General features: G+C 36.9%; 22 protein-coding genes. 15 read left to right on the forward strand and 7 right to left on the reverse strand.

All coding sequences use genetic code 11. From position 1 onward, the window contains the following. The 4 genes from J5J03_RS12315 to J5J03_RS12330 form a co-directional block, all read left to right on the forward strand. Nucleotides 1-1,561: UDP-N-acetylmuramoyl-tripeptide--D-alanyl-D-alanine ligase (locus tag J5J03_RS12315; RefSeq protein ID WP_331460423.1), on the forward strand; the 1,561-nt coding region annotated here is incomplete at its 5' end. A 494-nt stretch (nt 1,562-2,055) separates the two neighbouring features. Further along, on the forward strand, nt 2,056-2,868 hold the full coding sequence (locus J5J03_RS12320) for a S1C family serine protease (protein WP_208589907.1): 813 nt from the start codon (nt 2,056-2,058) through the stop codon (nt 2,866-2,868). A 369-nt stretch (nt 2,869-3,237) separates the two neighbouring features. Beyond that, nucleotides 3,238-3,969, forward strand: coding sequence for an RNA polymerase sigma-I factor (gene sigI, locus J5J03_RS12325; protein WP_208589908.1), 732 nt, complete (start codon nt 3,238-3,240; stop codon nt 3,967-3,969). After that, a complete protein-coding gene (locus tag J5J03_RS12330; protein WP_208589910.1) occupies nt 3,966-5,180 on the forward strand; it encodes an anti-sigma-I factor RsgI family protein in 1,215 nt (404 codons plus the stop codon). Before sigI ends, J5J03_RS12330 begins: the two co-directional genes overlap by 4 nt. A gap of 149 nt (nt 5,181-5,329) precedes the next feature. Here the strand turns inward: J5J03_RS12330 and J5J03_RS12335 are convergent, their stop codons facing one another. After that, on the reverse strand, nt 5,330-5,563 hold the full coding sequence (locus J5J03_RS12335; protein WP_407927833.1) for a YhdB family protein: 234 nt from the start codon (nt 5,561-5,563) through the stop codon (nt 5,330-5,332). 177 nt (nt 5,564-5,740) lie between these two features. Here J5J03_RS12335 and J5J03_RS12340 point away from each other — a divergent pair, with 177 nt between their 5' ends. The 5 genes from J5J03_RS12340 (at nt 5,741) to J5J03_RS12360 (ending at nt 10,087) form a co-directional block, all read left to right on the forward strand. Next, a complete protein-coding gene (locus tag J5J03_RS12340; RefSeq protein WP_208589913.1) occupies nt 5,741-6,415 on the forward strand; it encodes a YhcN/YlaJ family sporulation lipoprotein in 675 nt (224 codons plus the stop codon). Between the two features lie 352 nt (nt 6,416-6,767). Further along, a complete protein-coding gene (locus J5J03_RS12345) occupies nt 6,768-7,415 on the forward strand; it encodes a class I SAM-dependent DNA methyltransferase (RefSeq protein WP_208589914.1) in 648 nt (215 codons plus the stop codon). Nucleotides 7,416-7,422: 7 nt separating this feature from the next. Continuing rightward, nucleotides 7,423-7,890 (forward strand): S-ribosylhomocysteine lyase, encoded by a 468-nt coding sequence (locus tag J5J03_RS12350; protein WP_208589915.1) that lies wholly within the window; start codon nt 7,423-7,425, stop codon nt 7,888-7,890. Nucleotides 7,891-7,904: 14 nt separating this feature from the next. Continuing rightward, nucleotides 7,905-8,834, forward strand: coding sequence for a PLP-dependent cysteine synthase family protein (locus J5J03_RS12355; protein WP_208589916.1), 930 nt, complete (start codon nt 7,905-7,907; stop codon nt 8,832-8,834). 119 nt (nt 8,835-8,953) lie between these two features. After that, the gene (locus tag J5J03_RS12360) at nt 8,954-10,087 is read left to right on the forward strand and encodes a bifunctional cystathionine gamma-lyase/homocysteine desulfhydrase (protein ID WP_208589917.1); all 1,134 of its coding nucleotides are present in this window, start codon (nt 8,954-8,956) and stop codon (nt 10,085-10,087) included. Nucleotides 10,088-10,379: 292 nt separating this feature from the next. On the opposite strand, the gene J5J03_RS12365 is transcribed toward J5J03_RS12360, so the two are convergent. After that, entirely contained in the window at nt 10,380-10,991 is a 612-nt protein-coding gene (locus J5J03_RS12365; protein WP_208589918.1) for a YehR family protein, read from the reverse strand. A gap of 199 nt (nt 10,992-11,190) precedes the next feature. On the opposite strand from J5J03_RS12365, the gene J5J03_RS12370 reads away from it, so the two are divergent. Together J5J03_RS12370 and J5J03_RS12375 are read left to right on the forward strand one after the other, a co-directional pair. Next, nucleotides 11,191-12,564 carry a dipeptidase gene (locus J5J03_RS12370; RefSeq protein WP_208589920.1) on the forward strand — a complete coding sequence of 458 codons (1,374 nt, stop codon included), beginning with the start codon at nt 11,191-11,193 and terminating at the stop codon, nt 12,562-12,564. Nucleotides 12,565-12,666: 102 nt separating this feature from the next. Next, nucleotides 12,667-13,038 carry a rhodanese-like domain-containing protein gene (locus J5J03_RS12375; RefSeq protein ID WP_208589922.1) on the forward strand — a complete coding sequence of 124 codons (372 nt, stop codon included), beginning with the start codon at nt 12,667-12,669 and terminating at the stop codon, nt 13,036-13,038. A 115-nt stretch (nt 13,039-13,153) separates the two neighbouring features. Here J5J03_RS12375 and J5J03_RS12380 read toward each other — a convergent pair whose 3' ends face one another. Then, on the reverse strand, nt 13,154-13,582 hold the full coding sequence (locus J5J03_RS12380; protein ID WP_208589923.1) for a CHRD domain-containing protein: 429 nt from the start codon (nt 13,580-13,582) through the stop codon (nt 13,154-13,156). Nucleotides 13,583-13,730: 148 nt separating this feature from the next. On the opposite strand from J5J03_RS12380, the gene J5J03_RS22170 reads away from it, so the two are divergent. The 4 genes from J5J03_RS22170 to J5J03_RS12400 all read left to right on the forward strand — a co-directional run bounded on the left by J5J03_RS22170 (nt 13,731) and on the right by J5J03_RS12400 (nt 17,826). Next, nucleotides 13,731-15,026: a globin-coupled sensor protein gene (locus J5J03_RS22170; protein WP_331460487.1), complete on the forward strand. Its 1,296-nt coding sequence runs from the start codon at nt 13,731-13,733 to the stop codon at nt 15,024-15,026. Nucleotides 15,027-15,095: 69 nt separating this feature from the next. Continuing rightward, the gene (locus J5J03_RS12390) at nt 15,096-16,511 is read left to right on the forward strand and encodes a SpoVR family protein (RefSeq protein WP_208589924.1); all 1,416 of its coding nucleotides are present in this window, start codon (nt 15,096-15,098) and stop codon (nt 16,509-16,511) included. Between the two features lie 362 nt (nt 16,512-16,873). Further along, entirely contained in the window at nt 16,874-17,314 is a 441-nt protein-coding gene (locus tag J5J03_RS12395) for a GyrI-like domain-containing protein (protein ID WP_208589925.1), read from the forward strand. 77 nt (nt 17,315-17,391) lie between these two features. Next, entirely contained in the window at nt 17,392-17,826 is a 435-nt protein-coding gene (locus tag J5J03_RS12400) for a hypothetical protein (protein ID WP_208589926.1), read from the forward strand. Between the two features lie 167 nt (nt 17,827-17,993). Here J5J03_RS12400 and J5J03_RS12405 read toward each other — a convergent pair whose 3' ends face one another. The 4 genes from J5J03_RS12405 to J5J03_RS12420 form a co-directional block, all read right to left on the reverse strand. After that, entirely contained in the window at nt 17,994-18,302 is a 309-nt protein-coding gene (locus J5J03_RS12405; RefSeq protein WP_208589928.1) for an ArsR/SmtB family transcription factor, read from the reverse strand. An 18-nt stretch (nt 18,303-18,320) separates the two neighbouring features. Further along, nucleotides 18,321-19,238: a cation diffusion facilitator family transporter gene (locus tag J5J03_RS12410; protein ID WP_208589931.1), complete on the reverse strand. Its 918-nt coding sequence runs from the start codon at nt 19,236-19,238 to the stop codon at nt 18,321-18,323. 136 nt (nt 19,239-19,374) lie between these two features. Next, nucleotides 19,375-20,571, reverse strand: a complete 1,197-nt coding sequence (gene chrA / locus J5J03_RS12415; protein WP_208589932.1) for a chromate efflux transporter — start codon at nt 20,569-20,571, stop codon at nt 19,375-19,377. Nucleotides 20,572-20,688: 117 nt separating this feature from the next. Continuing rightward, nucleotides 20,689-21,693, reverse strand: a complete 1,005-nt coding sequence (locus J5J03_RS12420) for a TIGR00341 family protein (protein ID WP_208589935.1) — start codon at nt 21,691-21,693, stop codon at nt 20,689-20,691. Nucleotides 21,694-21,747 lie beyond the last annotated feature (54 nt).

The raw sequence follows: 21,747 nt of genomic DNA on the forward strand, positions 1-21,747 counted from the left end.
TTCAATTGTCAGTGTATTATGGATGGTATATGTATTCTTCCGAGTGAAACAATCAATCCACATGCTGCAATTAAACAGTTATTTTAACAATCGATTATGGCGCTGGATGACAGAGCATTGGTCAAAAGTTGTACCGGTTCATGAGTGGTTAGCACTTCTTTTCGCACTACTATTATTATTTTTGGCGTGGAATTGGCTCATATTCGTGATCGTATTGCTAGGTCTATTTGTGCCTAGAAATAAACAAGAAAAGAAAAAATTAGCTGTGACCGCACGTGTCAAACGTCTGATTACGACTATTGCAATTATCTATCTTTTCTTCCTAGCAACTAGCTTACATTTTATTTGGAATGATTACCCGTTAAGCTATGCTGGGTTAGTGATTGTACTAGGTTCTATTCTCACATACGGAGTAGTGTTATTGGCGAATCTCATGAATAAACCGATTGAAAATAGAATTAAAGCATATTATTACCAAGATGCAAAACGTATTATCAACAGTGCGAAAAATACCGAAACAATTGGTATTACAGGGAGCTTCGGTAAAACAAGTACAAAGTTTATTTTAGATACGATATTGTCATCACACTTTAACACGTTAAAAACACCGAACAGTTTTAACACGAAAATCGGTGTAACGATCACTATTCGGAACTCTTTAAAGCCATATCATGATGTATTTATTGCTGAAATGGGGGCGAAAGAGCCTGGCAATATTCAAGAAATCTGTGAGTTAGTAGGGCATAAATATGCGATTCTAACAGCAATTGGGGAACAGCACTTAGAAACGTTTAAATCATTAGACAACATTAAAAAAACCAAATATGAGATTGTTGAAACATTGCCTGCTGACGGCATTGCTTTCCTCAATCGTGATGATCCAAACATTATGTCTTATACCCCGAAAAATCAGTGCCGTAAAGTTTATTTTGGAATCGATGATCAAGAAGCAGACTACTTAGCTTCTGCTATTCGTTTTCACAAAAAAGGAACGACTTTTAGAGTGACGAATAAAGCAGGAACATTAGATGCAGATTTTGAAACAAAGATATTAGGTAAGCATAATGTATATAATATTTTGGCTGCGATTAGTGTGGCGTGGGAAATGGGAGTACCTCTCGCCAAACTGCAAATGGGTGTGAAGAAGATTCAGGCAGTGAAACACAGAATGGAAATAAAGAAAGGCTTCGGTAATTTAACAGTAATTGATGACAGTTTTAATTCAAATCCGACCGGTTCCCGAATGGCTTTAGAAGTACTCTCCTCAATGGAAGGATTTAAAGTATTGGTGACACCAGGTATGGTAGAATTAGGTGATAAGGAATATTCATATAATAAAGCATTTGGTGAATATGCGAGTGATGCGTGTGACTATGTGATTTTAGTAGGTGAAAAACAGACAAAACCTATTCAGGATGGTCTTCGTGAAAAAGGTTACCCGGAAGAGCAATTGTTTATCGCAAAAGACTTAAATCATGCGATATCACAAATACAAGCATTAAACCGGCAAGATGCGATTATTTTATTGGAGAATGATTTACCTGACACATATAACGAGTAAGAAGGTATAGTTTCGTAAAAGAAAGGTTATAATAATCGTTTCAACATATTATAAGAGTCAAAATTCTCCTATTTATTTAAAAAATACAAAGTGCATCTTCAGCAAATATGGTATAAATGGAATTACTAAATAACTTTAAATACTACTTTGCAAGGTGCACTTACCTAATATTACAAATAAAACTAATGGTTTTCATACTATAGCACCTTAGACTTGGCTATGGAACTAACAGATACGTCGACCATTATTAAAATTAAAAGCAATATATGAAAACTGATGGTTGTTCACCTGTTGATTCAAGAACATATTATTGGAGTAGAACAATCGCCTTGACTATGACGGTTTAATGGATGCTTCAATACATCTTTCCGTGCTTAACTCCATTTGATATCATGACACCTCCCCATATTAATATCCGATATAAAACAAAATAAGATTTCATCCAATTAAAATGATATAATACAAATAACAGACTGTTCTTGATGAGGTGTAATATGAAACATTCGAATGACAAAGAATGGGATATTATAGATGAAGATTTGTATGAAGAGATTGATTCGGAAGAAATGTATGAGCTGGTGCAGGAGGAGCGCCAAAAGCTGAAAGAAAAAGAGAACAAAGAAACAGACCAGAAAAAAAAGCCGCTTGTTCCAAGATGGGGAATTTGGCTGATTGCAATTGCAATGTTTATTCAAGTCATTGCAATCCTTCCACAAACTTTTTCGATCCCAGCTATTGAGTTTATTCAAACATCTGCACGCTTAATGCAGGACGAAACCGTACAACAATATCGTGAAGCAGTTGTTGTTATTGAAGGAGAGGACAATAAAGGAACTGGTTTTGCAATATCAGAAGATGGTTATATCATTACTAACTATCATGTAATAGAGGACCAGCCAAGAATTACTGTCGCTTTTCAGGAAGAAGGTCTGTATAAAGGTGAAGTAATAGAAACTTACCCAGAAATGGACCTTGCTCTATTGGATATAGAAGCGGAAAATCTTCCATTCTTGGACCTAAGCGATCAAAATAGTGAAGATCAGCTGGATAATGTTCTATTTATTGGCAATCCACTACGTTTCAATGGGATTGCTAATGAAGGAGACTTAATTGGAAAGACACAACTGTCTTCTTGGGAGAAGCCAGTCTATATGTTAGATGCACCAGTTTATCGGGGGAACAGTGGTAGTCCGGTATTGAATGAGCAAGGTAAAGTTGTTGCGGTGGTTTTTGCGACACAAAAGAATGGGGAGCACGGCCGAGTAGGGTTAGCCGTGCCGATAGAATATTTGAATATCAATCAATGACTCATCTAGACTCTCAGTTTTACTGGGAGTTTGTTTATTACCTTGAAAAAAGGGTATATGTATTTTTATCCGCAAAACATTTAATTAGGAAAACCTTACTTTAGCTCTCTTCGTTCAAAATAGGTTCAAATGAACTATCCATCATGATGAAATTTCTGTGAACATTTTATCATGATAAGTAAATATGTCTATTTTTTGAAAATAAAATTTAATGAATTGTAATTGAATCATGGTAGATAGAAACAAAATTTTCTTTTATTCTGTATAAAGTGACAAAATAAACTGGTGAAAATATACTTAATTTTTATAGATAACAGACAAAAAATTATAAATACAATACGAATTTATAAAGGACTGGTGGTGCCGAATATGATAGAAAGCCAGTTAATCGATAGAGAATATAGATTAGAAGACCAAATTGAATTGATACAGCGAGGTGATGAGCATCTACGTAATGATATAATTGAAGCATATCAACCATTTATTGCAAAATGCGTTTCCGATGTATGTAAAAGATATATAAAAAAACAAAATGATGAGTTTAGTGTCGGTATGATCGCTTTTAATGAAGCAATAAAAATGTATTCAAGGGAGAAAGGCTCTTCATTTCTTGCATTTGCTCAAGTGATTATTAAACGCAAAGTAATTGACTACATTCGGAAAGAACAGCGGCAATATATGTATCCTGCTTTAAATATGAATGATGAGGATGAATTGGAAGAAAGTCCGTTACAGATATCAGAAGCCAAAAAAATATTTGAACTGGAAGAAGAGTCTTGGAATCGTAAGCAAGAAATTCTCGAGTTATCAGAACATTTGAAGAAGTTTAAAATCTCGTTTAAAGAACTTACTGAAATATCACCAAAACACCAAGATGCGCGTGAATCGGCAGTGTATGCTGCGAAACAATTAATAAATGACCCAGATTTAAAAGGATATGTACTACGTAAAAAAAGAGTACCGATTAAAAAATTATTAAACCTTGTACCTGTCAGTAAAAAAACATTGGAGAGAAATCGTAAGTATATATTAACGGTCTTTATTATCCTTACAGGTGATTATGTATATTTAAGAGAATACCTTAAGGGGGTAGATCTGTGAAAAAAGGAATAATTGTGGAACATAAATCACGATTTACAATCGTGATGGACAAAGATGGTGTGTTCCACAAAGCAATACCAATGAAGGAAAAAGATATTGGTATGGAAACCTTGTATCAACCAAAAGAATCCATCTGGCAATCATTTTTTCTTTTTTTTAAAGGAGAACCTATAAAATGGCAAATTGTTCCTATGGTGTTGATCTGTTTACTGCTGATAAGTCCATTGTACATATGGGTAGCAGATGAGAAGGCATATGCAGTAGTTAGTATTGACATTAATCCAAGCTTAAATATTACGATTGATAAAAACTACCATGTGCTGGATGTTGAACCGATGAATGATGATGCTAAGCAATTGATGGATAATTTAGAGGTTAAAAACCGTACTATAACATCGTTAACAGATGAAATTATTAACATGATAACATTGGACAAAGCAGAACAAGATGCTGGTCGTCCTGTTTTAATGGCAGTAAGCTATTTAGATGGCGATAAACAGGATCATCATTTTGAAGATGATTTAGGTAGTTATTATCAACAACTTGGATATCAAGTGGCCGTTTATGAAGTCTCAGAAGAGTTTAGAACACAAGCAGAAGCCGAACATGTATCGATGAACGAGTTAACAGCACAGTCGTTAGAGGTAAGCGAAGGATCAGATGTCAAGCAAGTAGCAACTGAAAATGATACGCCTAAATCTTCCTTAAATACTGAGGAAAGAGAACTAATTGAAAATTTTTATAATCATAATGAGCAAGACCAAGAGGAAGAGGCTACTCAAGAAGAGATCGAAATTGATGAAACGAAACAGGAAGAGAATGAAGAAGGCATAGAAGAAACTAATCAAGGCCAATCGAAAAAAGAGACAAACGATCCTGTGATTTTACCTGCTAATGCAAGTGAACGTGCTAAAGAACAAATATCAACGAATAATGATAAAAAGAAAGATAATATCGGTCAAAAAGTGAGTGAAAAGGCAAAAACAAAGAGAGACGATAAGGGTCAAAGTCAAAAGTCAAAAACAAAATCAAAAGGAAAAAAACATACTCTGAACAAACAGAATGACAATCATAATAAAGATAAAAAATCAAAAGCTAAACAGGATAACAGGTCGAATAAAGCTAAAGTTAATCATAATAACAAATCAAATAAAAAAAATAAGAAAAATAAATCGCTAAAAAAACATCCTGGTAAAGGCCATAACAAGTAAGTTTTAACTGTCATCATAATAAGAGGTGACAGTTTTTAGCTTCCATCTGCTTTTAAACAAGGCTTGTCACAGTTTAAACTTGGTGACAAGCCTTTTTTACATAATAATACGAGCTCCAATTAGGAGTGTATCTAAGTTCAACGTTTTTGCTACTGCGAAGTAAGGCTCATTTGGCTGACTAATGCATGGTCAATATATTGCATTAGTTGTTCATGAGAATTGATCAGGTATTCCTGTGAGCTTGGGTAGTGATAAGCATGTAAAAATTGTTCAATTTTTTTGGACAGTAAGTCATCCTTAGTACGGACCATTAATACAAGCAAATCATCCCATTGCCCCCATAACGTATAATATAATGCTTTGTCGTAGTCGATATTCAACAGATAATCCCCCTTTTCATATTTGTTGTATACATTTTAGTTGGGGAATCATTAATTAGTGTGTGCGGTTTACAATGAAAAAGTCTAAAGAACTGTTGGTCTCGTTACCAAATATTATTTAACATAAGTCAATCTGTTTCTATCCATACTATTGATGATCATAAAAAAGGAGGGAAACAGATGAAGTTATCAAAGCCTGCTTTAGCGCTGACTTTCGCTACCACATTAACACTTGTAGCATGTGGCGGAAATGAATATGGCCAGGAAAATGGAGAGTATAATGGTAATCCTGCACAACCGATAGGATATAATCAAACATCTAATGATCCTGCGAATGATCGCGCTAATAATAGAAACCAAACAACAGATCCAGCTCGTGGTCAAGATAATATCAACCGAGATACACGAGAAAATGACAATAACCAATTCATGTTTGATGGCAGAACGAACAGAGATGCCGACAATATGACTAACACTAGACGTAATGGTACTAACTATGATGTAGCAGATGAAGCTGCTGAACAAATTCAGTCTCAGGTTGAGGAAGTTGACCGTGTTTATGTATTAACAACAGATAATAATGCCTATGTAGCGGCATCTTGGGATAAACGAACAAATAATGATAATCCTAACCGAAACAATGACGAATTAACAGAAGAAACAAGAGAAGATATAACAAATTCAGTTAAATCTGTTGACAATGATATTGACAATGTCTATATTTCAACAAACCCAGATTTCTTTGATTTAGCAGATGAGTATGCAAATGATGTAGACAGAGGCGAGCCGGTAGAAGGCTTTTTCAGACGTATTGGAAATATGATCGAAAGAGTTTTCCCGAATGATGAAGAATAATTAAGGATGAGCAAGTATCTGCGGATACTTGCTCTTTTTTTCTTGTAAGGAAAATATAAACATTGGTATCACAACTTTTTAGAGATTTCGGTGCTATATTTTAGTGCATTTATGGGATCCAAGTTTTTAGCTCTGACATATGTTGTAGAGCAGATTTTAACGAAGGCCGCCCATTTCAACTCCTGTGGGAATAATCGAAATCCAATTAGCATTTAATAAAGGACCGGCGGGGTTTGCCGATTTTTTATCCGTGTCGTATTTTTGCATATTAAAGGTATTTATGCTATATTAGTATCAATTCCGATAAAACAGAGTAAAATAGTATGGATTAACATAGATGGAGGAGTTTACCATGGGGAGAGAATTTTTGGAAGTGTTTGAAGAGTGGGCTTCTACGTATGATGATGCAGTAACGGGTCATGACCCTCAGTATAGAGATGTATTCGAAGGATATGATACAATATTAAGTGAAGTTGCGCAGTTGGCTGAAGGTACAGTAATGGAGTTCGGTGTCGGTACTGGCAATTTAACAGAAAAAGTGTTAGCAAAAGGATTACAGGTGATTGGTATTGAACCATCAGCTCCGATGAGGGAATTAGCGAAAGAAAAATTACCTCAATTAGATTTGTATGAAGGTGATTTTCTTAACTTTCCATTACCAGATAAACCAGTGAATACGATTATTAGTACGTATGCTTTCCATCATTTAACGACAGCTGAGAAGAACCAGGCGGTTGCTAATTTTTATTCCTTGTTAGCGGATGGTGGACGCATAGTTTTTGCTGATACGGTTTATGAAAATGAACAGGCAGAACAGCAAATTAAACAAGAAGCAAATGAGAAAGACTATTATGATTTACTGGAGGATTTAAACCGAGAATACTATCCTCAATTAGAGGATATTCGCCAGCTTTTTGAACAAAATGGTTTTCATTTTGAAGCGAAACAACGAAATAAATTTGTTTGGTTATTTGTAGCGGGAAAATTTGAAGAGGAGTGATTGGAAGATGACTAAAAAAATGAATGTTGAAAGCTTTAATTTAGATCATACGAAAGTAAAAGCACCGTATGTACGGCTTGTAGGGGTTACTACAGGACAAAATGGGGATAAAGTTTACAAATATGATATTCGCTTCTGTCAGCCGAATAAGGACCATATGGATATGGCAGGATTGCATTCGATTGAACACTTAATGGCAGAAAACATTCGCAACCATATTGACAATGTGTTAGACATCAGTCCAATGGGTTGCCAAACTGGTTTTTATCTAGCTATTCTAAACAATGACAGTTTTAAGGATGTAGTAGAAGCGTTAGAGAAAACCTTGGAGGATGTAGTAGAAGCGACAGAAGTACCAGCATGTAATGAAGTCCAATGTGGCTGGGCAGCTAACCACAGCTTAGAAGGTGCAAAAGACATCGCTAAGAATATGTTAGCCGGAAAAGACGAATGGCACATTGTGTTTGCTGAGTAAAAGAGGGATAAGGATTGGCACTTTATAAAAATATACAACAATTGATCGGAGGTACACCGTTAATGGAGTTATCGAATTTCAAACTCCCAGACGGTGTACGACTTTTTGCGAAATTAGAATTCTTTAATCCTGGCGGCAGTATCAAAGATCGTTTAGGAATCAACCTGATCGAAACAGCACTGGAATCTGGTGAGTTGCTGCCAGGAGGAACGATTATCGAACCAACCGCTGGTAATACAGGGATTGGAATTGCTTTAGCTGCTGTTAATAGAGGATTTCACGTTATTTTTGTTGTTCCTGAACACTTTAGTCAGGAAAAGCAAGTATTAATGCAAGCTTTAGGAGCAGAAATTGTCCACACTCCTAGAGATGAAGGGATGGGTGGAGCAATTGAGAAAACAAAACAGCTGCTTTCAGAAATCCCGAACAGTTATGCCGCGCAGCAATTTGAAAATCGAGCAAATCCAGAAACTTATTACAAGACAATAGCACCAGAAATTGATGAAGATTTAAATGGTAAGGTATCAATTTTTGTTGCAGGTGCAGGAACAGGCGGTACCTTTATGGGATCTGCTCGTTATTTCAAAGATAAAAATCCAGAAACAAAAACAGTAATTGTGGAACCTGAAGGATCGATTATTGCTGGAAGTGAAGCAGGAGCACATCGAACGGAAGGAATTGGTATGGAATTTTTACCAAACTATATGGATCATACATTATTCGATGCAATCCATACGATCGATGATGATGATGCGTTTGATATGGTAAAGCAACTGGCAGAAAAAGAAGGCTTGCTAGTTGGAAGCTCATCAGGAGCAGCAATGGTTGCCGCCTTACGAGAAGCAAAAAAGGCTGAACCTGGCAGCAACATTGTTACCATTTTTCCAGATAGTAGTGAGCGATATTTAAGTAAAGGTATTTATCACGGTGGTAAGCGTTCGTAATCCTTCAAGTCTTTCAAAGAAGAAATGTGAAGGATAAGTTTCGATAATATAAGTGGGGAACAACCTTCCCTTTGAGGGAAAATCTCACATTATACGTGTGATTCATAGGAGGAATAGTTATGAAACGTAAAACAAAAATGGTACATGGCGGTATCACAGGTGATGATAGAACTGGTGCTGTATCTGTACCGATTTATCAAGTAAGTACGTACAGACAACCAGAAGCAGGCAAACACACTGGTTACGAATATTCCAGAACAGGTAACCCGACACGATATGCATTAGAAACAGTTACCGCGGAACTAGAGAATGGTAATGCAGGCTTTGCTTTTGCTTCAGGAATGGCTGCAATTACAACTGTAATGATGTTACTCAAAGCTGGTGACCATGTCGTATTAACAGATGATGTATATGGTGGAACCTATCGTTTAACAACAAAAGTGTTGAATCGTATTGAATTAGGACACACTTTTGTTGATACGAGTGATATTGAGGCGGTAGAAGCAGCGATTCAACCAAATACGAAAATGCTATATATTGAAACACCAACTAACCCATTGTTGAAAGTAACCGACTTGAAAAAAATGAAAGAAATCGCTGATAAGCATCACCTTTTATTAGTGGTTGATAATACATTCGCGACACCTTATTTGCAAAATCCATTAGACTTCGGTGCAGATATTGTCTTACACAGCGCAACGAAATATATCGGTGGACATAGTGATGTTGTTGCAGGACTTGTTGCCGTAAATGACGAACAACTTGCAGAAGAAATTCACTTTATTCAAAATTCTGTTGGTGCTGTCTTAGGTCCACAGGATTCATGGTTATTAATGCGTGGTATCAAGACATTGGGATTGCGAATGGAAGCAATCGAGAAAAATGCAAACAAAATTGCCACATATCTTGATCAACATCCCAATGTTGAGAAGGTATATTACCCAGGCTTAACATCACATGCAGGACATAATGTTGCTGAACAACAGGCTGAAGGATTTGGTGGTATGATCGCATTCGATGTCGGCAGTGGCGAAAAAGCGGATCAAGTACTGAGCAAAGTAGATTATTTCACGTTAGCGGAAAGCCTTGGAGCAGTCGAAAGTTTAATTTCGATTCCAGCACGCATGACACACGCATCAATTCCAAAAAATCGTCGTGAAGAATTAGGCATTACCGATGGATTAATTCGCCTTTCCATTGGAATTGAGGATGTCGATGATTTAATAGAAGACTTAGCAAAAGGTTTAAACTAACAATAAAAAACACTTATCACTTGTTTCAGGAGGTAAGTGTTTTTTATTGCGAAATAACGTGGACTCCAAGTCAATCTAGGCTGAGCGCGGACATTTGTTCCGCTATTTGTGACAAAAATGCCGTTTTTAGGGTGGTCGCGGACATCTATTCCGCTATTCATCGAAAATAGTGCTAATGGAAGCCGAAATGAACCAAATAAGGGATTCAATGTCCGCTAACATCGAAAAACAGGTGATTTTTAGTCAAATAACGTACTAAATGTCCGCTCAATCGCAGTATGTATCGGACTGTTTATTCTGTAATAATTTCATATCCTTGTTCTTGTAGCATTTGCACCGATCTTTGCAGGCTAATAAAATCGCTAGCTCCATCTTCCATCATTACCCCTGTTAATCCCGCAATTTCATCTGGGTCGGCTGTTTCGAAGTCTACTTTTGTTGTCTCTACTATTTGATCATCTTGATAATCAATGCTATGTGATAAACCTTCGATATCTTGATACTGAGCCACAGTTTGTTCGAACATAGCTTCCGCTTCCTCTTTATCAGATATTTCTAATAGATTATAAGGAATAATCGTATCTCCTGTTTGTTTGATAACTCGGTCCCCTTCAGCTTTATAAGCGATTTTAGAGACCATGCCCTCTTGTTCAAGTTGTAGCGTTACATTGTTTTCACCATCGGGATCAATATCTAATTCAGAAGAAGCTGTATCGTTATCAGTTTCCATTGTAGCTTCGTTTAAGTCCTCGGTATCTGTTTCCTCATCATTATTTTCAGTTGTTTCTGTGCTATCACTATCAGCTTCCCTATTATCTCCGTTACTGTCTACGTCATCAGAATTACAAGCAACAAGTGTAATACCGATAAGTAATGCAAGACAAAACATCATCCATTTCTTCAATTAAATCTTCCTTTCTTTTAAATTTAAGTAAAATATTAGGTGAACAAACACAATGATAAATTAAATATCTATTTTTAGCAACAATTTCCATCTGCTTTTTGAGAAAAGCTTTCTTTTTTACATGAAACTTTTTTAATGAATGATTTCCCCATTCCATGTTAAACTATGGAAAGGTAGAAGGGAAAGGAATGTGATCACGATGAAAGAAGTAATTAAATACCTTGAGAAATATAAGGATCAACATTTAGAAGAGCTTCATAACTTTTTACATATACCAAGTGTCAGTACAGATTCCACTCATAAAGAAGATGTCAAAAAAGCAGCTGAGTTTGTAGCCGATTATTTAACGAACGCAGGTTTTGAAACCGTTGAAGTTCAAGAAACAAAAGGACATCCACTTGTATATGCTGAATGGATTGGCGCCGGAGAGGACGCACCAACTGTTTTATTTTATGGACATTATGATGTACAGCCACCAGACCCGCTCGATCAGTGGGAAAGTGAACCTTTTGAGCCTGAAGTTAGAGATGGAAGGATCTATGCTCGTGGTGCCAGTGATGACAAAGGGCAAGTTTTTATGCACCTTGTAGTCTTGAAAGCATTTCTACAATCAACAGGCTCATTACCAATCAATGTTAAAGTTTGTGTAGAGGGAGAAGAAGAGATCGGCAGTGCCAATCTCTATGACATTCTTCATGAACAAAAAGAAAAATTTCAAGCTGATTTTGCGGTCATTTCTGACTCAGGTATGGTTGCTAAGGATCAGCCTACGATTCTTTATGGATTAAAAGGTTTCACTGGGTTGGAATTCACCATAAAAGGACCTGACAATGATCTGCATTCAGGTCTGTACGGTGGTGCAGTAAAAAATCCTGCAATGGCAATGGCACAATTGTTAGCTACAATGAAAAATGAAGAAGAAGTCGTCCAAGTTGCTCATTTTTATGATCAAGTTGAACCTTTATCCGATGAGGAACGTACTTTAATTAAGGATGCCCCAAGTGAGGATTACGAAGAGTCTACTGGAGTAAAAGAAACCGTTTCGGAAAAAGGCTATACAGCTAAAGAACACACGATGGCAAGACCAACCTTAGAAATCAATGGTTTGTATAGTGGTTATCAGGGAGAGGGAACAAAAACGATTATCCCGTCAACTGCTACTGCTAAACTAACGTGTCGTTTAGTACCAGGACAGGATCCGGAAGAAATCCAGGATTTATTAGTAAGGCATTTGGAGCAACATGTGCCAAAAGGTGTGGAGTTAACGATTAAACGTGAACCTTTATCGGCAAAAGCATATAAAGTGGATCCTGACCATCCGTTAATTACGAAAGCAGCGGAGAGCTTTGCAGAAACCTTTGAAAAAGAAGCAGTATATGTTAGAATGGGAGGCTCTATCCCTGTTGTAGAATGGATTGACTCAATTTACCAAATTCCTGTAGTATTGCTGGGATTCGGAACACCGGATGACCGCTTGCATTCACCAAATGAAAGCTTTCCAGTTGCCCATTTCGATAAAGGAATGAAGACGATTGTCCATTATTGGGAGAAAGTTAAAAATCTTAAACAATAAAGTGAGCCTATGATCAGTGGTGGTCTTACAGACGATTAGCACCGTGATAAACTAGTATAAGATTTATAACCTTTTCATCATAGGTAATGGAGGAAACTTAACATGTCAATCTTTTGGATTGTTTTACTATTGATTACAGTGATGGTGAGCCATTTATTCTATACACGTTATGTACCTATTAAAGGGATACCGTGTGTAGAGATAGATAAGAAGCGAAATCGGGAAAAATTAATGTTGGATATTCGTGATTATCAAGAGGCAGACAATGATAAAGTAGCAGAAGCGGTTGTAATTCCAATCCCATACCTAAGAAGACATTTTCAAGAAATTCCTTCTAGGTCCGTTCATATTGTTGCTTCCAACCATGTGGAAAAAAATTTAGCAATTCGTTTTTTGAAACAAAAAGGGTTTGAAATTACTGGCTATACCCTTACGAAATGTAGATGTAAGAAAAAGATTGGAAGATTAGCATAATTTAAAATAAACCTTGCAAGGATATAAAATAGGCAAGGTTTATTTTTATGCATTCTTGTAAAATAATAACGTAGGAAATTGTACGTCCGCAATATCTAGACTCATCACCTAACATTTATCTTGGTATAATTTGCCCTCTGATTTCACCTGCAGGATTTTGTTCAGTATGGGCATTAACATAAGTTACTTTTTGTTCCATTAATTTTAATAAATCTTCTACTGTTTCTATACCAACATCATTTTCTACAATATCGTTATCTGTAATATTTCCCGTAACAACGCCTCGTTCTGTCGATATGCCATGTTGTTCCTCAAGCGTTTCTAAGTCGGCACCAAATAGAAACACTATTACAGGTCCATTTTCACCCCGTCTGCCAAAATGGATATGAGCCTGAACCAAGTTTTTAATGTCATAAACTTCTAATGTGAATTTTATTTTAGTTCTGTTTTTATTAACTATAAATTTTGCTGAACCAAAAGCATTTGTGTTAACGGGAGGGACTTCATTTCTGCCTTTCAATTTGGCTACAAATAGTCTTCGCAAGTTACTCACCTCACTTTCCATGCAATTAATACAGTTTATGAAGGTAATGTAGATTAGTATAGGTAGTTCACTAAAAGCATGCTGATGTATCAAACTATTTTTTATGATAAAATAGTCGTAAATCTATAGTAGTAAAAGGGGAATATCAGTGAAAACATTTCTAAAGAGAAAGAAAAAGGTCGTTACTCAATCAAATGATCAGCCATTAGACGTAATATTAGATGTAGAAAAAGGTAGTTTGTACGATAGACAATTACAAATGATTGATTTAACTAAACAAGACCTCATTACCCTTAAAAAGATAAAGCCTTGGGTCGAGGAACATATTGATGGAATTGTAGCACAATTTTACAAGAACCTTGAGCATGAAGCATCTTTGATGGAAATCATTGAGGATAACAGTACAAGAGACCGCCTAAAACAGACATTAACCAAGCATATTCAAGAAATGTTTAATGGCACGATCGATCAATCGTTTTATGAAACAAGAATGAAAATTGCCAACATTCACTTTCGCATCGGTTTACAACCGAAATGGTATATGTGTGCCTTTCAAGATTTATTAAATTCATTAATGGCTATTTTTAATGAAAAAATTACAGATAAAGCTTATTTTTATCAAGCAATTGCAGCAACATCGAAAATATTAAACCTTGAGCAACAACTTGTGTTAGAAGCTTATCAAACTGAAATTCAGCAGGTACATGATCATCAGGAAGCTGAGAAGGAAAAATTACATCAACAAATTAATGCAACATCTGAAGATTTAGCGGCAGTTTTCCAACAATCAAAAGCATCCACAGAACAGCTAGTACATCAATTAGAGGATATTTTACAATACGCTCAGCAAGGAACCTCCACCTCTGAAAATGTTGAAAAAACATCTCAAGAACGCAGGCAGGACCTTCAATTACAAGAAAAACAGATGGAAGAAATGGAAGAAAAAATGCAAGGTATCAAAGAGGAAAGTAGTAGTTTGGCAGAAATATCGCATCAGATAGAATCAATTGTTAGTATGGTAACAGATATTGCGGAGCAAACGAATTTACTTGCATTAAATGCTGCAATTGAGGCTGCTCGAGCTGGAGAAGATGGAAAAGGTTTCGCAGTTGTTGCGGATGAAGTACGTAAACTTGCAGAACAAACAAAGAATTCTGTCAGCAATGTAACTGGACTAATCGAGAAGACTAATACACAGGTAGGGAAAGTGATAGGATATGTAGATGAAGTCCAAGTCTCCGTTACGGACAGTACTCAGAGCATGAAGACTATTTATCAATTTTTTGAAGAATTAGTAGATAAGATGAATCAATCAAAAGGTCAGAATAATACCATTGAAGCAGAAATTGAGAAATTCTTTCATAAACTGGATGACGTGAATCATTCCTTTGGTCAGATTTCTACTGCCATTGAAGATTTAGTAGAAATGACCAATAACAGATAGGACACCAAATCTCATAATGGGTGTCCTATTTTCGAACACCTCTCATATATTATAGTGGAGGTGTTTTGTTTGAAAGCTGAAGAGAAAAAGAAATTGGAAAAAGCAATTCATGAAATCACCGAGATTGCAGAAGGATTTGGTCTGGATTTTTACCCGATGCGCTATGAAATTTGTCCACCAGAAATATTATATACATTCGGTGCATATGGGATGCCGACGAGATTTTCACATTGGAGCTTTGGGAAACAATTTCACCGGATGAAACTGCAATACGATCTTGGGTTGAGTAGAATATATGAATTGGTGATCAATTCAAATCCGTGTTATGCTTTTTTATTACATTCCAATAGCTTGATTCAAAATAAATTGATTGTAGCTCATGTATTAGCACATTGTGACTTTTTTAAAAATAATGTACGGTTTCAAAATACGAAGCGTGATATGGTGGAAAGCATGGCTGCGACTGCTGAGCGCGTGGCGAAATACGAGAAACAATACGGAATCAAAGAAGTAGAAAAATTCCTTGATGCGGTACTCTCGATTCAGGAGCACATCGACCCAACCTTGTTAAAAGCACAATTAGATTGGCAAAAAAATGAGGAAGAAGAGGAAATGCCGCAGCCTAGAAGAACAGAATATGATGATTTATGGGATCTAGACCAGCCTTCTTCCAATTCGGGGCAATCAGCTAAAAAGAAAAAGTCTTTTCCCCCTCAGCCGGAAAAAGATATTTTATTATTTATTGAAGAGCATAGTAGAGAATTAGAGGATTGGCAGCGCGACATACTAACAATGATGAGAGAGGAAATGCTTTATTTTTGGCCGCAATTAGAAACGAAAATTATGAATGAGGGCTGGGCGACGTACTGGCATCAGCGAATTGTAAGGGAGTTAGAGTTAACAAGTGATGAAACAGTGGAATTTGCATCTCTCAATGCCGGTGTTGTTCAACCATCAACAACACAGATTAATCCTTATTACCTTGGAGTAAAAATGTTTGAAGATATCGAGGAACGATACAACAACCCTTCTGAAGAAATGAAACAGTTTGGAGTAGAACCCGGTTTAGGGAGGGAAAAGATATTTGAGGTGCGCGAAATTGAATCAGATATCTCATTTATGCGCAATTATTTAACGAAAGACCTGGTAGAAAAAGAAGATCTGTATCTTTTTCAAAAACAAGGGCCAGAATATAAAATAGTCGATAAAAATTGGGAAGAAGTACGTGATCAATTGATTTCCACCAGATTAAACGGAGGTTTTCCTTATTTGACAGTTGTTGATGGTGACTATATGCGAAACGGAGAATTATATATTCACCACCATTATGAAGGTGTAGAGCTTGATGTCCGTTACTTAGAGAAAACATTGCCATATATTTATCAATTATGGGGAAAAGATGTCCATCTAGAAACCGTAATGGAAGATAAAGAATGTTTATTTTCTTGTAATGGTACAAAGGTGATGAAAAAATTTATCTCATAAAAGCAGGAATTAAAAGAGGGCATGTAGAAATATAGAATCAGTATTAATTACTGGTTCTTTTTTTTGCTCATAAGAAAAGTATAAAATCAGTGCAATGACTGCTTTAAGCAAAGTAGTTATTTTGAAACATTTGATGTATATTTGTAACGCTCCGACTAATTACTTTCTGCGGGCACGACCTCAACTAACTTTGCAAAGCGATCTTCTTTGCAAAGTTAGCTGAAGACACGCCCCCTGGAAAGCGAAGTGGGCAAGCCGAAGCGGTTGTTACGACTATTAATCATGTCAAAATAACTACTTCGAACAGGACCGGGTGGGTTTTCCCGGTTTTTCTTAGTCATATAAGGAAGGGGTGAGGAAAAATGAATATTGTGGTAAAAGATGAAATGTCAGTAATCGGGATTACAATTACTCGGGATTGGCAAGGGTTGATCCGTGATATGCCAGTAAAGTGGGAAGAATTCAAAAACAGATTAGTGAAAATAAAGCAGCGAAAAACGGATATCATGATGGATATAAGTCTGGAGAAACATGAGAGCAACTATACTCAGTGTATTTGTGTAGAAGTAGAACAAGATGCTGAAGTCCCTGAAGGAATGGAGAAACTAGTGATTCCCTCCGCGAGTTATTTACATCACAAGCACGAAGGTAGTTTAGTTTCCATTGCACAGACCTTTGGTGAGATGTATCAATATGGCAAAAAACATGAATTGGCTTTAGAAGATGTGAAAATAGATATTGGCTATACGATTCAAGGTACCGAAACATCACATGATTTGTATATAAAAATAAAAGAACAATAACTGCCTAATTTTAATATGGACAAATTACCTAACCTCGTACCTGACATATAGTGTTAGTGACAGGAGGTATAAACATCATGGGACAATATTATCCATCTCATCCATATATGTATGATCAATATGGGAATGTGTACGCAGACTATAGTCAGCTCCCTCAAAGGGGCTATCCTGGTCCAGGGCAAGGAGACGGCCCTTCTGCTCCACCGCCATTTGGACCACCCAATATTCAACAGGGGCCACAAGGTATGCCACCACCAGGCCCACCACCTGCACAAATACCACAGCAAACACAGCAACTAGGTGATGGACCACAATTGTATGCAGTTGATCCTGGTTCTATGAGAGGCTGTTTATATCGATACACGTATGTTTGGCTCAGCCGCTATAACTCATTTTGGTTTTATCCAACGTATATCGGCAGACGGTCAGTTGCCGGATACCGCTGGACAGGATTTAACTGGGTATACTTCGGAATAGATACAGAAAGAATTCAATCCTTTACATGTGTGTAAAAAACAAAAGAGGCAGAGAGCTAAATAGATAGTGCAATAATCCGAACAATCTGAACTTAGCTTAGGCAACATATGGCGCGGAAGCCGTACCCACGGAAAGCGAAGTGTTTTGCCTATGCGTTAAGTGTGTTAATGTTCGGATTTTTCCTCTTTTGTCCTTTTATCTTTCAGTGATGGGTCGCATGATCAATTGATTGCTGTAATATTTTCATCACATGTTCATCGTCCTGAGAATAATAAATGGTCTTACCATCACGCCTGTATTTTACTAGGCGTAAATTTTTTAAAAAACGTAATTGATGGGAGACATTTGATTGATTAAGATTTAGCTGTTCTGCAATGTTTGAGACCGACAATTCCTGATTAAATAACAAATGTAAGATCCGGATTCTGGTCGGATCAGCCAATGCTTTAAAGGTTTGAGATACTAAAAAAAGTGTTTCTTCGTCTAATGGTTGATAGTTTTCATCTGACATGACTAAGCCCTCCTGTAATCAATTGCAATTGTTTTCATCATCCTCCAAATCTGCATGCCTACCTTCTATTTGGATGGTTGTATGATGAATCGCAAAGTCATCATGTAATACATTGGCAGCCTTTTTTAATAGCAGGTCTCGATCGATATGTTCCTCTACAACCATATGACAGCTTAACGCTGGAAAATCTGAAGTAATCGTCCAGACGTGTAAATCATGTATATTAATGACACCGTCTATTTGGACCAACTTATTTTCAATTTCTTCATAAGATAAGTAACTAGGGGTACCTTCCATTAAAATATGAAAGGAATCACGAGTGACCCGATAGCCACTAATCAAAATAAGTACCGCAACAATAATACTTGCAATCGGATCAGCCATATTCCAATTAAAAACCATAATTAAGAGTCCGGCAATAATTGCCCCAACAGAGCCTAGTAAATCGCCGAATACATGTAACAAGGCACTGCGCATATTTAAGTTACCCTTCGTATCACCACCACTCATTAATATGAAGGCAACACTAATATTAACGATAAGACCGATTATCGCAATCCAAAGCATCATCGGACTTACATTAGGAGGTTCAAGGAAGCGATGATAAGCTTCATAAAAAATGTAAATAGAAATGGCTAGAAGTGTGACACCATTAATAAATGCTGCTAAAATCTCAAATCGTTTATAACCGTATGTTTTCTGGGCATTAGCAGCTTTTTCGCCTAATTTAAATGCAAATAAACTCAATCCTAAAGCAAAAGCATCACTCAACATGTGACCAGCGTCAGACAATAATGCCAGGCTATTTGTTAAAAAGCCACCGATAACTTCTACTACCATAAACGCCGTAATACATATAAAACTGATCAGCAATGCCTTTTTGTTGTTGGTATAATGATGATCATGACTATGACCATGTTCATGATGATGTCCCATACGATATCCTCCTCAATATAATATATGAACATATATTCATATTATAAATTGTATCAAGAAAATGTGCAAGAAAACCTCGAGTGTCCAGATAATGAGCTAAAGTGTCCAAAAAATAGTGACCGGAATGATCCGATCACTAAAAAGGTAGATAAGGTAATAGGGTACCACCAATTAAGCCAATTATAACAACCAACCAGGATGGCAATTTCCAAAATGCTAATAAACTAAAAAGAATAGCAGCTAAGATAAAGTCTTTCGTTTCTAAAATAGTACTTGTCCAGATAGGCTGATAAAAAGCCGCGATTAACAGACCGACAACGGCCGCATTAACACTAACCAGGGCTCCACGTACCGAAGAGATATGGCGTAATGCATGCCAGAAAGGTAGGGTACCAATAATGAGTAAAAAGGCTGGCAGAAAGATAGCTGCTGTTGCAAGTAGTCCACCTGGAATCCCACCGATGACTGTACCAAGGTATGCGGCAAAGGTAAAGAGTGGACCAGGTACCGCTTGTGCAGCCCCATAACCTGCTAAAAATTCTTGTTCTGTTATCCAGCCAGTTGGTACAAATTCTTGCTCTAGTAACGGTAAAACCACATGTCCGCCACCAAATACAAGAGCACCTGAGCGGTAAAAACTGTCAAACATCGCCAGCCATTGCCAATCAATTATTTGGCTAGCTATCGGAAGTGCTGCTAATAAGATAAAAAATAACGAAATACTAATAATAGCTGTTTTCTTAGATAAGCTTAAACGTACGCGTGCAGGTTGTTCTTGCTTCTCTTGTTTTTGAAAGAATAAAATACCAATTACTGCAGCGATCAAAATGATGATTACCTGTGTCATCGTTGTTTGCAATAAGAGCATGACGGCTACAGCGCTTAACGCTATCGCTTTTCGTGGCAAGTCCGGTGTTAATTTAGCACCCATTCCCATAATTGCATGGGCAACAACAGCGACAGCAACAATTTTTAAACCATGAATAAAGCTTGCATCATAAAAAGAAAACTGATGTAACGCCAAAGCAAATAAAATAAGCACAATGACAGATGGTAAGGTGAAGCCAAGAAAGGCGAGAATACCGCCTAATACACCACCACGAATGATTCCGATTCCAATCCCTACCTGACTGCTGGCAGGACCAGGAAGGAATTGGCACAATGCAACTAAATCTGCATAGGCTTTTTCATCGAGCCATTTCTTCCGGCGTACGTATTCTTCGTGGAAATAGCCGAGGTGTGCAATAGGCCCGCCGAATGAGGTGAAACCTAATCGAGTTGCAATCCACAAAATGATGAGATAATCGCGAACTGTATATTTCTTTGTAGTCATATAAGCCTCCTTGAAACCAAATTTCTCTGTAAAGTATAGCAGTACAGATATATATCGACAAGAATTGATTGGTAAAGTTTTTGTTAAAGATTGGAGCGTTAAGGAAGGCAAGGATGGTTAAAATTGAATAATAATGATCATCACAGCTAAGATAATAATAACACTGCTGACAAATATAAGTGCATAGGTTTTCGATGTATGGGCAACTTGAATTTCGCTCCAGTTAACCGGTTCTATACCACTTGTCCAAAAAACAACGATAGCTGAGAAAAGAATCGCACTTATATTGACCATTAAAAGAATCAATGGAGTTAGCGACTGTTGAAATTCTAGGGCTCCCAGCATCATTCCCAATACGACAGCAGGTGGTAATAATGCGACAGATACCATCACCCCAACAAGTGCTTCAGATACTCTTTTTGCAAATGACATCGCACCTGCAGTACCCGCGGCAAGCGCTACGACAATATCCATTAATTCAATGTTTGTCCTCGCCAAAAATTCATCACTATTAACTGGCAAAGGAAATATTAATCCGAAAATAATTGCTATTCCAACTGGAATCGCTAAACCGTATAAACAAGTTAGAATCGATTTTTTCATTAAATTATAATCACCTAAAGTTGCTGCAAAAGCAAGTGCGGTAAAAGGACCAATTAATGGTGCGATTACCATTGCTCCAATAACAATAGCAGGACTATCCTTAACAATCCCGGCTGTAGCAACCACAGAAGATAATAGCAGCATCCACAGATAATTGACACTGGAAGTACTGGATGATTGCACGACATTGTATAATTCATGACGACTGGCACGGGTAATTTCTTGTTGTTTTTCTTCAGAATCTTCTGTTTCGTCTTCTTCCTCGTCAATCTCAATTCTTGGTACATAAGTCGAAATATTATAGAGTAGTGCCCGTATATTTTCTTGACCACGGTCATTTACTTCCAGGAAATCTAAAATCTCTTCTGCATATTTTTTCTCGATTAATATTTTTACTAACTGTTCTTCTTCTGATATTTTCGTATACCATTTTTCGATGACATGGTATTCTTCGACTTCTTCTAGAAATCGTTCAAATCGATGGGCAGGGATATAGACTTCGATCAGTTGCAATTCCATGATGCTCGTCCTTTCCATTATGAGTGTGTAAACCAACCTTATGATCATATTTGG

The organism is Gracilibacillus suaedae, assembly GCF_017599345.1.
In the GTDB taxonomy this organism is placed as follows: domain Bacteria; phylum Bacillota; class Bacilli; order Bacillales; family Amphibacillaceae; genus Gracilibacillus; species Gracilibacillus suaedae.